The sequence below is a fragment of the Hymenobacter sediminis genome (assembly GCF_003231285.1).
Taxonomy (GTDB): Bacteria; Bacteroidota; Bacteroidia; order Cytophagales; family Hymenobacteraceae; genus Hymenobacter; species Hymenobacter sediminis.
In genome coordinates this window covers 571,445-586,933 of sequence record NZ_QKNS01000003.1, presented here as the reverse complement: position 1 = coordinate 586,933, position 15,489 = coordinate 571,445, and the positions used below count along the sequence as shown (strand labels likewise).

Here is a 15,489-nt window from a genome sequence, read left to right as displayed (position 1 = left end):
CAACCAGGAGCAGCCCTTCCAGCTCTGGATCAAAGGCCAGGCCGCCCAGGCCACCAGCCGACCCCACTCCATCATGACCCTGGTCGTCAATTAACGCCAGCATCAATCCCTAAACGGGCCGCTTCTCACCAAGAAGCGGCCCGTTTTTACATTTGCGTACTTCCTTTTCCTTCTTGCTCGCCCCATTAAATGAAAGCACTCCTGCTGACCATCCTAACCACTGGCGCCGTTATGTCCGCTTCTGCCCAATCTCTCACCTCGTTGCGCTGGCTGCATGCGCCCAAGCAGGCTACCGTTTCAGACAATAAGCTCCAGGTGCAGGTAGAGGCTGGCACTGACTTCTGGCGCGTGACGCACTACGGCTTCATCCGCGACAATGGGCACTTCTATTACCAGGAGCAGGCCGGCGACTTTATGGCCAAGGTGAAGGTAGTGGGCCACTACCGCGAGCTGTACGACCAAGCCGGCCTGATGATTCGGCTGGACGAGAAGAACTGGATCAAGACGGGTATTGAATACGTAAATGGCGTCCAGAACATGAGTGCTGTCGTTACGCGCGAGGTGTCGGATTGGTCGGTGGTGCCCCGCCAGGACAGCCCGCCGGCTGTGTGGCTGACGCTGCTGCGCAAAGGCGACTACGTGGAAATTCAGTATTCCTTTGACAACAAGGAGTTCAAGATGCTGCGCCTGGCTTACTTCCCGCCCACCCCGGGCAAGAAAGTGCAGATTGGCCTGATGTGCGCCGCCCCCGATGGCAAAGGCTTCCCCGTGGAGTTCGAGGACTTTTCGGTTATGCCCGTAGCTAAGGCCAAATAAGCGCGGCTAATCTCCTACACTCCGCTTCTTCTCTCGATGCCAACTTTGTTTCTCTCCTTTCCAGCCCGAGCCCTTCGGCGGTATCTGGCGCTGCTATCCATTCTGCTGCTGGGCCTCTCGGCCAGCGCCATAGCGCAGGCGCCCGCCAAGGGCCGCGTAGTAGTTACCTATCTCGACTCCAAGCTGCTGAAAGGCAACCCTGGCGGGGAAAACCCACGGCGGCGGGTAAGTGTGTACCTGCCCGCTGGCTACGAGGCTAATGCCGCCAAACGTTACCCCGTAGTCTACTATCTGCACGGCTTCACTTGGAGCGACAGCCTGCTCTTTCACGCCGACGGCTTGGGTGAACTACTAGACCAAGCCATTGCCGACGGGAAGATTCGCCCGGTCATTGTGGTAGCCCCCAACGAGCAGACCTTGTTCCAGGGCAGCTTCTACACCAACTCCGCCACCAATGGCCCCTGGGCTGATTTCACTGCCAAAGAGCTGGTAAGTTTCATTGATAAGAACTACCGCACCCTAGCCAAACCGGCTAGCCGGGGGCTGGCGGGGCACTCCATGGGCGGCAACGGCACGCTACGCCTCGCTATGCTCTACCCCGGTACGTACGCCGCAGCCTACGCCCTGAGCCCAGGCTTCGCGGCCCCGCACCCCGAGTGGATGTCGGCCCGGCCCAGCCAGGACGCGGCCAGCCGGGCCAAGAGCCGAGCAGCTATTCAGTCTGACTTTAACGCTATCCGGCTGGTAGCCTGCGCCCGCGCCTTCTCGCCTACTCCGGGAAAAGGTGCCTTCGGCGCGGCCCTACCCCGCTCCTTTGGCCCCGACAGCCTCGCCCACCGCGACGCGGTGCTGGCCCAATGGGGCGCGGCCTCGCCCGTAGCGCTGCTGCCGAAGCACCTAGCCAGCCTGCGCCAGCTGCGCGGCCTGGCTTTCGATTGGGGCGAGCAGGACCAGTTTCAGCACATCCCGCCTGCCTGTCGCACGCTGGATATGCAGCTTTCAGCCTACGGCATTCCGCACTCCGCCGAAAGCTACGAGGGTAACCACGGCAACCGCATCATGGGCCGCGACGGCCGCCTATACCAGAAGCTCCTGCCGTTCTTCAACCAGCGGTTGCAGTTTGATTAAATTGACAATTAGGAAGTTGCCAAGAACGTGTCATGCTTCGGCTCCGCTCAGCATGACACGTTCTTGGCAATTACATCTCTCACCATCTACACCTCAAAGCAAAATCCCCGGCAGGAATCAAGTGATTCCTGCCGGGGATTTTGCTTAACTAAGACTAGCCGCCGCGGGCTACTTGGCTTCCATCACGCTGATGGCGTAGCCGCCACCAGGGGCACAGTACTGGCTCAGCTTGGTTTTGCTGGTCACGTTCTGCTTGCGGATCTGGTAGGCTTGCGGGTTTTTCTCGTAGTGGGCGTCCTTCTTGTCGGCGTAGATGGTGGCCACGTACTTCTTGCCGGGCTCCAGGAAGCTCAGGTCGATTTTGGAGGTGCGGCCCCGCTCGTCGCAGGTGCTACCGATAAACCAGTTGGGGCTGCCTTTGGCTTTGCGGGCGTAGGTGATGTAGTCGCCGGGCTCGGCTTCCAGCACCTTGGTGTCGTCCCAGTCCACGGCTACGTCCTTGATGAACTGGAAGGCATCGAGGTGCTTGTTGTAAGTTTCGGGCAGGTCGGCGGCCATTTGCAGAGGGCTGTACATGGTCACGTACAGGGCCAGCTGCCGGGCCAGGGTGCTGTGCACGAAGGAGTTGTTCTGCGGGTTGTAGGCGCTAACGCGGGTCTGGAAGATACCCGGCGTGTAGTCCATGGGGCCGCCGATGAGGCGGGTGAAGGGCAGAATGGTGGTGTGGTCGGCGTTGTTGCCCCCAAATGATTCGTACTCAGTGCCGCGGGCGGCCTCATTGCCGATCAGGTTGGGGTAAGTGCGCGAGAGGCCGGTGGGGCGCACGGCTTCGTGGCCGTTCACCATGATTTTATACTTGGCCGCCTTTTCCAGCACGAAGTTGTAGTGGTTGATCATCCACTGGTCGTAGTGCTTGTGGCCCAGGGGCACGATGTCGCCCACGTAGCCGGTTTTCACGGCGTTGTAGCCGTACTTGTTCATGAACTGGAAGGCCGAGTCGAGGTGCCGCTCGTAGTTGCGCACCGAGCCCGAGGTTTCGTGGTGCATGATGATCTTCACGTTCTTGCTCTGGGCATAGCGGCTCAGCTCCTGCACGTCGAAGTCGGGGTAGGGAGTCACGAAGTCAAACACGTAGTCTTTGTGCTTGCCGAACCAGTCTTCCCAGCCGGTGTTCCAGCCTTCTACCAGCACGCCATCCAGCCCGTGCTTGGCCGCAAAGTCAATGTACTCTTTCACATGGGCCGTGTTGGCGCCGTGGGTACCGTTGGGCTTCACCTTGCGGTAGTCCACCGAGTCGAGCTTGATGTTCTCCAGGTTGGTGTACGACCAGGTGCTTTTGCCTGTAATCATCTCCCACCACACGCCTACGTACTTCACCGGCTTAATCCAGGATACGTCCTTGAACTTGGTGGGCTCGTTGAGGTTGAGCACCAGCTTGGAGAGCAGAATGTCGCCAGCTTTGTCGCTCACAATTACGGTGCGCCAGGGCGAGTTGGCCGGGGTCTGAAGCAGGCCCTTGTCCCCTACCGCGTCGGGCGTGAGGTGGCTTTCCAGCACCATGTTCTTGTCGTCCAGCTCCAGGTGCATGGCCGAATAGTCGATCAGGGCCGCTTCGTGGATGTTGATGTAGAGCCCGTCCTGGCTCTTGAGCATCAGGGGCGTTTGCACGCCGGTGGGCGAGAAGGGAGTTTGGGAGGCGTTGGGGGTAGTAGCCGCCTTCATCAGCCCGCGCACTTCCGAGAGTTTAGAGGTAACGGTGCTATACTCCTGGGTGTCGTAGTCGCCGGGCAGCCAGAAGGCTTTGTGGTCGCCGGCCAGGGCAAACTGCGTGCGCTCCTCCTTCACGGTGAAGTAGTCGAGGCCCTTCTGCTGGGGAAACTCGTAGCGGAAGCCCAGGCCATCATCGAACAGGCGGAAGCGCACCCGCATCACCCGGTTGGTTTGGGCCTGCGTTAAGGTCACCGCCAACTCGTTGTAGTGGTTGCGGATGTTCTTGCTTTCACCCCACACCGGCTGCCAGGTTTCGTCGAAGGTGCGACGCTCGGCGCTGGTTTGGGTGAAGCCGCTGGTCAGCGAGGTCGTGTTTTTCAGATCCAGGCCCAGGCGGCTGGTTTTCAGCACGGGCCGGCCTTTGTAGGTGAGGCTATAGGTAGGCACGCCGCCCTCCTGCACGTTCACGCTGAGCGTGAACTGCTTGTTCGGCGACTGAATATCTTCGGCCTCGGCTGCACTGCACAACAATAGGCCGCAGAGCAGCAGCACGCCGCGGCTGAAACGGCGAAGAGGTTGCGGCAAGGCGGAAGGTAGGACTTGAGCGCCGGCCTGCTTCCTGAAGGAAGCCGACCAGCTTATGCGGTCAATAAGCATGGTGGGAAGGAAAAGAGAAGGTTCGACGCAGCTTGCCCCGCAAAGGAAGCACGGGAAGATACGCAGCAGCAAGTTGAAGCTCTTCCGGGCGGCCTGCTACGTCCGGGTTGTCTGCTTTCCGTGCGCTATTGACTAAATGGCAGTTAGTCGGTCCATCGTAAGCAGCAACCTAGTTCTAGTCCATGTGGACAGCAGAGAAAAACGGTTATTCCTCGACCAGCTCGGAATGACGTTCTGTTGGGGGGCTGTTTACGCCACACGGTCCACTCAGCCAGTAGCATCCTGAGCGGAGCGAGGAATATAATTCAGCTTCCTGAGGGAAACCCAGATTCATCGCTCCGCTCGGAATGACAGTGCTTTGAAAACAGAAGCGCGAAGCTTCCTTCGAGGAAACTTCGCGCTTCTGTTGGAATCGGCTTCCGGATCACCCACCCGCTCCCCTATTAGCAAAGTGGTTTCCGGAAGCCCCCGCGCGCTCGTCCCACAACAAGGCGCAGGTAGTGCCTACCCCTTACTGAGCAGCCAGCTTGAAGGCGGCCGTCTGCACGTCGCGGGAGTTGCCACCCACGAACACCTGGAAGTCGCCGGGCTCGGCCACGAACTGCAGGTTGGCGTTATAGAACTTCAGGTCTTCGGGCGTAAGGCGGAAGGTGAGCGTGCGGCTCTCGCCCTTTTTCAGCATCACTTTCTGGAAGCCTTTCAGCTCCTTCACGGGCCGCGAAATAGAGCCAACCATGTCGCGGATGTAGAGCTGGGCTACTTCTTCGCCATCGTAATTGCCGGTGTTTTTCAGGGTTACCTTCACCTCCAGCGTGCCGTTCATGGGGACCGTGGTGGTGCTCAGCTCGGGCTTGCCGTACTCGAAGGTGGTGTAGCTCAGGCCGTACCCGAAGGGGTAGAGCGGATCGTTGCTCACGTCCATGTAGCGCGACTTGTACTTGTCCAGCGCTACGCCCTGGTAGGGCCGGCCGGTCATTTTGTGGTTGTAGTAGAGCGGAATCTGGCCTACGTGCTGGGGAAAGGTGGCCGTGAGCTTGCCCGAGGGGTTGTAGGCCCCAAACAGCACGTCGGCAATGGCGTTGCCGGCCTGGGTACCCGCAAACCAGGTTTCTAGGATGGCATCGGCGTTTTTGTCTTCCCAGGGCAGCGTCATCGGCCGGCCGCTCATCAGCACGATGACCAGCGGCTTGCCGGTTTTCTTCAGGGCCTTGAGCAGCTCCAGCTGCTGGCCGGGCAGACCAATGTCGGCGCGGCTGGCGGCTTCGCCCGTCATGCCTTGGCTCTCCCCTACGGCGGCCACAATCACGTCGGCGCTTTGGGCTACCTGCACGGCTTCGCGGATCATTTCCTCGGAGCTGCGCTTGTCTACGTTCAGTTCGCCGCCGTGAGCATTCAGGCGGTCAATCATCTGCTGGTCATCGGTGAAGTTGGCGCCCTGGGCCGTTACAATCTTCACACCATTACCGGCCACGTTCCGGATGCCTTGTTCCAAAGACACGGCCTGTTTCCAGTCGCCGGCTCCGCTCCAGCTACCAATCATGTCGCGCTGGCGGGTAGCCAAGGGCCCTACCAACGCTATGGTTCCCTGCTTTTTGAGGGGTAGGGCGTTGTTGCTGTTTTTGAGCAGCACCATGCTCTTACGGGCAATGTCGCGGGCATCGGCAATGAACTCCTTCTTCATCATCGTGGCCTTGGCGCGCTTCTCGTTGGTGTAGAGGTAGGGGTCTTTAAACAAACCCAGCTTCCACTTGGCTTCCAGAATGCGGCGGCAGGCTACATCAATCTGCTCCTGCTTCACGGTGCCGTCCTTGAGGTTCTGGGCCAGGTTGCGCAGGAAAATCTCCCCTACCATGTCCTGGTCGATGCCGGCGTTCAGGGCCAGCGCCGATACCTGGGCATCGTCGCCCATGCCGTGGGCGGTCATTTCGTTGATGGCCGTGTAGTCGGTAGCCACGAAGCCCTTAAAGCCCCACTGGTTGCGCAACAGGTCCGTCATCAGCCACTTGTTGCCGGTGGCAGGCACGCCGTTGATGTCATTAAACGACGACATGACCGAACCCGCACCCGCGTCGAGAGCGGCTTTGTAGGGCGGCAGGTACTCATTGAACATGCGCACCAGGCTCATGTCGGTGGTATTGTAGTCGCGGCCGGCTTCGGCGGCGCCGTACAGGGCGAAGTGCTTCAGGCAGGCCATTACCGTGTTGGACTTGCTCAGGTCGTCGCCCTGGTAGCCGTGCACCATCACGCGGGCAATCTGGGAGCCCAGGTAAGGGTCCTCGCCCGAGCCCTCACTAATGCGGCCCCAGCGCGGGTCGCGGGCAATGTCCACCATGGGCGAGTACACCCAGTTCAGGCCGTCGGCAGACGCTTCTTCGGCGGCAATGCGGGCGCTGCGCTCAATGGCAGTCAAATCCCAGCTCGAAGCCAGGCCCAGGGCAATGGGGAAGATAGTGCGGTGGCCGTGGATGACGTCGTAGCCGAAGATAAGCGGAATATGCAGGCGCGACTCTTTCACGGCCATTTCCTGGAGCTTGCGGGCCGCCTGGGGAGTAAAGGTGTTGAGCACGGCTCCCACGTTGCCCTTGCGGATGTTGGCGTCTACGTCCTTGCTTACTACCGGGCCTGTTACGTCGAAGCCCACGGTAATCAGGTTCAGCTGGCCGATTTTCTCTTCCAGCGTCATCTTCTGCATCAGGTCCGAGATGAACTTGTTCATCTTCTGCTCATCGGCGGCCGTTGCGCGGGTAGTCGTGGTGGTAGCTGGTTTCTGGGCTTGCAGCTGCGGCGCGAGCAGCCCCAGCGACATGAGCAAAGCGGTACGAAAAACTCGTTTCATGTGGGAATGGAAAGGAAATATGGAATAGGCGAAATTCAGGTGGGCAATGGATTGGAAAACCCTTCGGAAACCTTAAAAGACCGTGTCATGCTGCGCGGGGCTCAGCATGACACGGTTTTTTACTGCTATGTTACTACCCCGTAAAACCAAGCGAAACCGTACGCTTACTTCACTTCCGCGACGGGAGTGCGCGCGGAAACGCCGTTTTCGTTGAGGGCCTCGATGGTAAAGTAGTACGGCAGGTCTTTGTCCATGCCCTTGAAGTAGTATTCAGCGGCTCCGTGCACCATAATGCAGCTGTAGAGCTTGTCGGGCGCCACGCCTACGTGGATGTTGTAGGCATACGCATCGTCGGAAGGAGTCCATTTTAGCCACGCACTGCGCTTGTCCTTCTCGGTGCGCAATACTACAAAACCTTTGACTTGGTTGGGCGCCGAACCATTCCCCTTGCCAAAAATTCGTAGTCCGCTAAGCGCAAACTTACCAGTGGGCATGTGGATATTTTCAAGTTTCAGGAAGCGCGTTTGCACTGGCTTTGGCAGCTCAATGTAGTCGTGCGGGACGTCCGTTTTATTCTGGCTTTTATCGACCAGCAGCTTCCATTTCCTACCATCCTTCGACTCCCAAAGCCGGTACTGGTGGTAGGTACCCTGCTGCTTGCCCAGAAACTCCGCGTCCTGGTCGGCATAGTTTATCTGGATGGCGTGCACGGTGCTTACTTCGCCCAGATCTGTCTGCAAAAATTCGCCTTTGTTGCCTGTTTTGGCGCTCCAATAGGTTTTTATGCTCTCATCAACGGCGTAGTTGGGCAGGTAGCCGCCCAGGGTAGAGGAGGCCTGCACCGGCTTCTGGTAGTTCAGCAGCATCCAGCCCGTAAAGCGGCTTTGCAGGTGGTCTTCGGGGCCTTTGGGCAGGTAGTGGGGGTAGTCACCGAAATCGGTATTCGAGTACAGCACCCCGTCCTTATCGAAGCCAGCAGGCCACAAACCCAGGCGCCGCTCGAAATTGTTTTTTACCGAGACAACCATAGTCGATAAATGCCACCAGTTGCCCCAGGTATCCTGGAACGTGTTGCCATGGCCGGCTCCGCGGGCAAACCCGCCAGGCTTGTAGGCAAAAGGGTTGTGTTTTTGGGGCGTGAAAGGGCCCAGCGGCTTGTCACTTATCTGCACGCCGTCGGCATAGCCACTGAACTCGGTGCCCGGCGCGCCATACTGTAAGTAGTACTTTCCCTGATACTTAGTCATCCAAGCACCCTCCATGAAGGGGTCGAGGAACGTGTTATCTAAGTATTCGCCGAAGCGCTGCCAGCCAAACTTTTCGTCATTAAGCTTGAACAGTTCCTTGCGCTGCCCGATGGGCTGCAGGGTTTTGCGGCTGATTTGCTGCCCATAAAGCGGATACACGTTGGAGCTGCCCCAGTAGAGGTACAGCTTGCCGTCATCGTCCAGGAAAAAGGCCGGGTCCCAGGCCCCTACCTGAAAAGGGTTCACGGCTTCCTTCCACTCCCCTGCCTTGGGGTTGGTGCTCATCCAGATGGGGAAGTTCTTTTCCTGGGTTGAGCCGTACACCAGCAGCGTATCGCCCAGCACGAACACGGCCGGGGCGCACAAATCATCATACACCTTGTGCTCGGGCTTGAGGAAGTGACGAGGCACAAATTTCCAGCTGTACAGGTCGGGGCTCCACCAGTAGCCCCATTGGTTGGTGCTGAACAGGTAGTAGTCGCCTTTGTACAGGGTGATGACCGGGTCGGCGGTGGCGCGGTGCCGGCCAGCCTCCGCAAAGTTCGGGATGGGCGTATAGCCGTAGTCGAGGTTGAGCGGGTTGCAGTACGTGCGCTGCCCGCCCGGGCTGACCGTGGGCTGGGCCTGGGCAGCCAGACTTAGCACTACAGCCAGGCACAGAAGTAGGGTTTGGCGCATGGATGGGGGTAGGAAATTGGCGGGCACATTCTTAACCAGACCACTCCCACCTGTCATCCTGAGCGAGAGCGAAGCACCTATGCAAAAGGCATTACTAACGGCAGAGGTCCTTCGCTCCCGCTCAGGATGACAGAAAGAACAGAGTGATGCCTTTGGGCATATCAACAGCTTACTTCTTCACCGCCGCGCCTTCGAAGCCCAGCTTCCCGAGCCCGCGCTGTACGTCGGGGCTGCTCATAAACAGGCGCCAGAGCAGACCGGTGCGGTGGTTTTCAATCATGACCACGATGGGCCCCTGGTCGATGGCCAGGTGCGACTTGGCGTACCAGTTGTGGTGCTCACTGAAGCCATCCACAAAGCCGTACTGACTCCAGATCTGGTCGCCCAGCTCAAAGTAGAAGTGCTTCAGAGCCGCCATGGATTCCTTGGGCGCGTAGGGCATGGCCGATAAAGCAGCCGTGGGTGAAATCACGCCCAGATCTTCAGTCGGCGAATGGGCGGCGTAGCCTTTATAACTATCGGAAGCCGTCAGCCCCCAGCTGTTGGGGCCGTACCCCTTGTATTTCTTGGGGTTATCGACGCAGTAAGCGTAGTTGATGCGGGTGTGAGCCTGGTTTTGCTGCCAGTAGTCAGCGTGTTGGTCCTTCAGGCCGCGGGGGTCGAGGCCCAGGAAGCTGTAGTGCGAAAAGAACAGCGGCCCGCCGTAGTCGAACCCCAGGGGTAGCTTGGTTTGGTAGAACTCCTTGCCGTTTTTGAAGTAATTCCCAGTAGCCCAGCCCTGGTCGTACACCTTCTTATCAATGGCGTATTTGGGCGAGGAAGCTGCCAGCACGTAGGTAATCAGGCACTCGTTCCAGCCGTGAATCTGGTGGTTCATGCTCCAGCCGTTGTTGGGACTCCAGTGCCAGTAGAGCACGTTTTGCCCTCCCTGGGTGTGCCAATTCCACTCTACCCCTTCCCACAGCCACAAGATGTGGTTGCGCAAATCCCGCTCCGTGGCGCTTTCACCGGTGAAGTATTGGCGGGCGCAAATCAGGCCCTGGAACAGAAAGGACGTTTCTACCAGGTCGGCAGCATCATCCTTTTGGCTGAAGCGGATGGTTTTGCCGGTGGCCCCGTTCAGCCAGTGCGGAAACACCCCATGAAACGAATCCGACTTCTCCAGGAACCGCACGATTTTGTAGATGCGGGCCGCTGCCTCCTCCCGAGAAATCCATTTGCGCTCAGCCGCCACAATAATGGCCATAATACCGAAGCCCGTGCCGCCAGTGGTTACTACCTCGTCGCCGTAGTCGAAGGAACGGTTGCTCCGCTCCCGCGCCATGCCCGATACGGGGTGGCCAAAGTCCCAGAAATACCGGAACGTCTGGCGTTGCACCAGGTCCAGCAGTTGCTCATCGGTGAGGTTTTTGGGGCGCTGCCTGGGGTTGAAAGCAGGGGTAGCAACCGGCGCCTTTTTAGCGGCAGGCTTCTGCTGAGCCCACAACACGCCCGGCAACAGGAGCGCCAGAAACGCAAAGAGGAAACGATACTTCATGGGTGGAAAGGAAGAGAGAGAACGAAAAAGCGTCGGGGCGAATGACTGCCCCGACGCTTTTATTGACTTAGGCTTAGTAGCCGGGGTTTTGGGCAATCAGGCCGCCGCTTACATCGATGCGGGCCTGCGGAATGGGGAACACCTCGTTTTTACCGTCCACGAAGTTCTTACCCGCGGCCCGCAGCACGGCACCCGCCCGGCCCTGGCGCACCAGGTCCCAGAAACGGTCGTGCTCCATAGCCAACTCCAGGCGGCGGTCCTTCCAGATGGCCTGGCGCAGGGCTTCGCGGTCCGTTATCGTAATGTCGGGCAGGGCCGTGGTGCTGGTGCCGCGGGCACGCTTGCGTACCAGGTTGAGGTTGGTCAGGGCCTTGGCGGTCTGCCCTTGCTCATTGGCTGCCTCGGCATTCATCAGCAGCACATCGGCGTAGCGCAAAATCCGGATGTTCTTGCCGGCATCGCCCAGGCCGTTTGGCGAGCGAGGGTCGGTAGCGCGCACGTAGGCTTTCTGGTTGTAGCGCGGGTTGTCAATCACCGTCGGGATGGTTACGCCGTCGCCCAGGTTTTCACCGGCATAAATGATGGTCGCATCACGGCGCGTATCGCCTTCCTCGTAGGCCGCATTAAGGTTTTCGGAGGGAGTATTAAAGCCCCAGCCGCCGGTAGGAATAGGCGCCCGCGGGCTTTGCACCTCGGCGTACTGCGAGCCACCACCACCCTGGGCTAGGGTAGCCGCCTGCACCTCAAAAATCGACTCGCTGGAGTTCTCGCCGTCCAGCGTGAACAGGCGGGCGTAGTCGCTGTACAGGCTGTACTGGCCCGAAGCAATAATCTCATCGGTAAGGGTGAGCACCTGCCCCCAGTTGCCTTGGTACATGTACACCTTCGCCAGCATGCCCTGGGCGGCACCCTTGGTAATACGGCCCAGGTCGGCGGCGGCATAGGCCGAGCGCTCCGGCAGCGCCGCAATGGCCGCGTTCAGGTCCTCGATGATGAAATTATAGGTTTCCTGCCGGCTGGCGCGGGGCTTGGAGGAGTTGCTGCCGTCGCGAGGGGGTAGCTCATTAATAATCGGGACGCCGCCAAAGGTGCGCACCAGGTTGAAGTAGAAGTAGGCCCGTAGGAACCGGGCTTCGCCAATCAGGCGGGCCTTCACCACTTCGTCCATCTGAATGGGCGGTACCCGCAATATTACCTGGTTGGCCCGGGCAATACCCAGGTAGTGGCCCTGCCAGAACCCGTCGAGCAGGCCGTTGGCGGCCGTAGCCGTAAAGTTGTCAAGCTCGCCCATAGCCGGGGCGTCGCCGGGGGTGCTACCCTTATCGGCATCATCAGAGGCCACACTGGTGATGCCCACGAAGGAGAACGTGTGCACCGAAAAATCGCGCAGCTGGTTGTAGATGGCGTTGGTGGCTTGCACGGCGCCATCGGGGGTAGCAAAGAAGTTTTCGCTGAGCTCCTCACCCAGGGGCTCGGTGTCCAGGAAATCCTTACAGCTGCTGGTTGCCAGCGTCAGCGAGAGGCTGGCCAGGGCAATGATATAATGTTTCGCTTTCATGAGGTCGCGCTGCTTTCGGGTTACAGAGAAATGTTGATCCCCGCGTTGTAGGAACGCGTCACGGGTACCACGTTCAACTCAATGCCGCGTCCGGCATCGTTGCCTCCGACCTCGGGCGAGAAGCCCGTGTACTTGGTGAAGGTGAAGGGGTTGAACGCGTTGACGTAGAAGCGCACGCCCCCTACCCCGAACGACTCCGTAAGGCTGCGCGGAATGGTGTAGCCCAGCTGAATGGTGCGGAAACGCACAAACGACCCCGACTCAATGAAGTAGCTCGAAACCTGGGGAATGTTGTTGGATACGCGCGGCTCCGTGGTGGACGGGTTGCTGGGCGTCCAACGGTCTAGGCGCGAGGCCTCGAAGTTCTCGTTCGTGAAGCGCACGGCCTTTTTGCCGTTGTAAATCTTGTTGCCGGCCACGCCCTGCAAGTCTACCGCCAAATCAAAGCCTTTGTAGGCAGCGGAAGTATTCAGGCCGTACGTCAGGTTAGGAATAGGCGAGCCCAGGCTTACCCGGTCCTGCTGGTCTACTACCCCATCGTTGTTCACGTCGCGGAAGCGCAGGTCGCCGAGGGCTTTGCCGCCGGGCTGGTTGGGGGCGCTTGCTACCTCATCGGCCGTCTGGAAGATGCCAGCCACATCATAGCCATAGAACTCGCCAATGGTGGTGCCTACCCCGCTGCGGGTTACCACGTTGCCGTTGTTGAGGCTGCCGCCCACAATGGGCTGCCCACCGTTGCCCAACGACACGATGTTGTTTTTGAGCGTGGAAAGGTTGCCGTTGATGCCGTACGAGAAGCCTTCTTTATTGCCGCCCTGCCAGCCCACCGTAAACTCGAACCCCTTGTTATCGACGGTGCCAATGTTGCGAAACAAGGCTCCCACCGCCACCGGCACTTGCGTAACCAGGTCGTTGGTGCGGCGGTCAAAGTAGTCAGCTTCAAACGTGAGGCGGTTATCCAGCACGCCTACCTCAAACCCGATGTCCAGCTGGTTGATCTTCTCCCAGCGGATTTGCGAAACTGTGGGGTTGGTTTCCGTTTTGCCGATGTTCAGGCTTTCGCCGGGGCCGAAAATGGCACCCAGTCCGTTGTTGATGCGGGCGTAGTACTGGTAGCTGGGCACGTTCACGTTGCCCACTATCCCGTAGCTGGCGCGCAGCTTCAGGTTATCGAACAGGCCGAGGTTCTTGATGAAGTCTTCCTCCGACAAGCGCCAGCCCAGGCCCAGGGCCGGAAAATAGCCCCACCGGTCGCCTTCCGAGAAGCGCGAGGAGCCGTCGGCCCGGAACGTGGCCGTAACGAGGTAGCGGTCCTTCAGGGCGTAGTTGGCCCGCGCCAGCACCGACTGGAAGGCATACTCGCTGGCCGTGTTGTTGGCAATGTTGCCTTGAGCATTGCCCACGTTCAGGTACCACAGGTTCTCGTCGTAGCCGGGCACGTCGCTGCGCTGGCCGAACAAGGATTCTACCTGGTCGCGCTGGGCTGTGTAGCCGCCCAGCAGGGTCAGGCGGTGGTCGTCGCCGAATTGGGTATTATAGGTCAGGGTGTTTTCCCACAGCCACGTTGAGTTGGTAGCGGTTTGGCGGCTTAGGCGGCTGCGGTCGTTGCGCTGGTTCTGCGATACAAAGTACACCGGCACGTACACGCGGTTTTCGGTGTAGCCCAGGTCGGTACCGAAGCTGGTCCGGAACGTCAGGTTTTTGAGCAGGTCGGCTTCGCCGTAGAGGTTGCCCACCAGGCGGCCGCCCTTGTTGCGCTCATTGTTATAAGCCAGTTGCGCTACCGGGTTGGCCACGCTCTGGTTATTGGAGTAGCTATAAACGCCCGTAGCGGGGTTGGTTACCAGCTGGGCGGGGTCGGCGTTGTAGGCGTTGCCGAATACCGAGCCGGGGATGATGTTTTCCTTGATGCGGCTCACGGCCACGTTGGCCCCTACCCTCACCCGGTCCGTAAGGCGGTACTCGTTGTTGATGCGGAAATTGATGCGCTCAAAGTCCTGCCCCTTCACAATACCCTGCTGCTTGTTATAGCCCCCGCTGATGCTGTAGCTGGAGCGCTCCGAGCCGCCCGAGGCGCTGAGTTGGTAATCCTGAATGAAGCCCTTCTGCAGAATCTCATCAAACCAGTTCACGCCCCCGCCAAAGTCGTAGCCGGGGCCGCGGAAACGGTCGGTGGAGTTGGGCGTGGTGTTCAGGATGGCTTCGTTGAGAAGGGTCTGGTACTCCTGGGCGTTGGCCATTTTCACCCGCTTGGCTATTTCCTGGTAGCCCGCGTAGGCATTGAGCGAAATGCGCGCCTTGCCCGACTGCCCTTTCTTGGTCGTCACGATGATAACCCCGTTGGCGCCCCGCACCCCGTAAATAGCCAGCGACGAAGCGTCTTTCAGCACTTCGATGGAAGCAATATCATAGGGGCTCAGGTACTGGATGTTGTTGGTAAACATGCCATCGACCACGAACAAGGGCTGGTTGGCCGCTTCGTTGTCTTCACCAGCCGAGCGCACCGACGTAACCCCACGGATACGGATGCTGGGTGGCGCGCCGGGGCTACCCGAGTTGGAGGTGATGGTTACACCCGCCACTTTGCCCTGCAACGACTGCTCGGCATTGGCTACGGGGCGGTTGGCAATGTCCTCGGCTTTCACCGAGCCAATGGCGCCCGTCACATCGGCTTTGCGCTGGGTGCCGTAGCCCACTACTACTACCTCGTTCAGCGACTGAGAGTCGGGGGCCAGGTTTACATCCACGGTGGTGCGGCCGTTCACGGGCACCTCCTGAATGGTGTAGCCCACAAACGAAAACGCCAGGATGGCATTATCGGGGGCCGTGAGGGTGTAGCGGCCGTCGCCGTCGGTTTGGGTGCCGGTGGTGGTACCTTTTACTACCACGTTCACGCCCGGCAACCCGGCGCCTTTCTCATCTACTACCCGCCCACTCACGGTAATGTCGGCAGCGGCAGCGGGCTTGAGCACGATGCCACTAGGTAGGGGCTCGTAGGCAATATGCAGCGGGTCGAAGAGGCGGTGCAGCACCTGGCCCAACGGCTGATTCTGGGCCTGAATAGATACCCGGCGCCCGGCCCCAATCAGCTGGCGGCTGTACTGGAAACGGATGTTGGTCTGGGTTTCAATCTGGGTGAGCACCGCGTGCATGGTCTCGTCCTGCGCCTGCAGGCTAACGGGCTGCTCCAGGTACTGCTGCGAATAGGATGGCAGCGCGGTGGCCGTGGCAATACTGCTGCTGAGCAAAGTGATGCACAAGGGCTGCAGCAAGGCAGCCCGTTTGAGCAGCGGCGGGGAAATGTGTAGGGGATTTTTCATGC

The 15,489-nt window shown here is 59.5% G+C and carries 8 protein-coding genes; 2 read left to right on the top strand and 6 right to left on the bottom strand.

What is annotated here, in order from left to right:
* Positions 1 to 189 precede the first annotated feature (189 nt).
* Positions 190 to 816 carry a DUF1349 domain-containing protein gene (locus DNI29_RS11540; protein WP_238388068.1) on the top strand — a complete coding sequence of 209 codons (627 nt, stop codon included), beginning with the start codon at positions 190 to 192 and terminating at the stop codon, positions 814 to 816.
* Between the two features lie 36 nt (positions 817 to 852).
* Positions 853 to 1,944 carry an alpha/beta hydrolase gene (locus DNI29_RS11535; RefSeq protein ID WP_110978247.1) on the top strand — a complete coding sequence of 364 codons (1,092 nt, stop codon included), beginning with the start codon at positions 853 to 855 and terminating at the stop codon, positions 1,942 to 1,944.
* 168 nt (positions 1,945 to 2,112) lie between these two features.
* Here DNI29_RS11535 and DNI29_RS11530 read toward each other — a convergent pair whose 3' ends face one another.
* The 6 genes from DNI29_RS11530 to DNI29_RS11505 form a co-directional block, all read right to left on the bottom strand.
* The gene (locus DNI29_RS11530; RefSeq protein WP_438834627.1) at positions 2,113 to 4,239 is read right to left on the bottom strand and encodes a glycoside hydrolase family 97 protein; all 2,127 of its coding nucleotides are present in this window, start codon (positions 4,237 to 4,239) and stop codon (positions 2,113 to 2,115) included.
* A gap of 583 nt (positions 4,240 to 4,822) precedes the next feature.
* Complete coding sequence (gene bglX / locus DNI29_RS11525) at positions 4,823 to 7,147, bottom strand: beta-glucosidase BglX (protein ID WP_110978245.1); 2,325 nt, start codon at positions 7,145 to 7,147, stop codon at positions 4,823 to 4,825.
* Between the two features lie 164 nt (positions 7,148 to 7,311).
* Complete coding sequence (locus DNI29_RS11520; RefSeq protein ID WP_110978244.1) at positions 7,312 to 9,072, bottom strand: family 43 glycosylhydrolase; 1,761 nt, start codon at positions 9,070 to 9,072, stop codon at positions 7,312 to 7,314.
* 169 nt (positions 9,073 to 9,241) lie between these two features.
* Positions 9,242 to 10,609, bottom strand: coding sequence for a glucoamylase family protein (locus DNI29_RS11515; protein ID WP_110978243.1), 1,368 nt, complete (start codon positions 10,607 to 10,609; stop codon positions 9,242 to 9,244).
* Positions 10,610 to 10,682: 73 nt separating this feature from the next.
* Positions 10,683 to 12,167: a RagB/SusD family nutrient uptake outer membrane protein gene (locus tag DNI29_RS11510; RefSeq protein WP_110978242.1), complete on the bottom strand. Its 1,485-nt coding sequence runs from the start codon at positions 12,165 to 12,167 to the stop codon at positions 10,683 to 10,685.
* 20 nt (positions 12,168 to 12,187) lie between these two features.
* Complete coding sequence (locus tag DNI29_RS11505; protein WP_110978241.1) at positions 12,188 to 15,487, bottom strand: SusC/RagA family TonB-linked outer membrane protein; 3,300 nt, start codon at positions 15,485 to 15,487, stop codon at positions 12,188 to 12,190.
* Between the last annotated feature and the right edge of the window lie 2 nt (positions 15,488 to 15,489).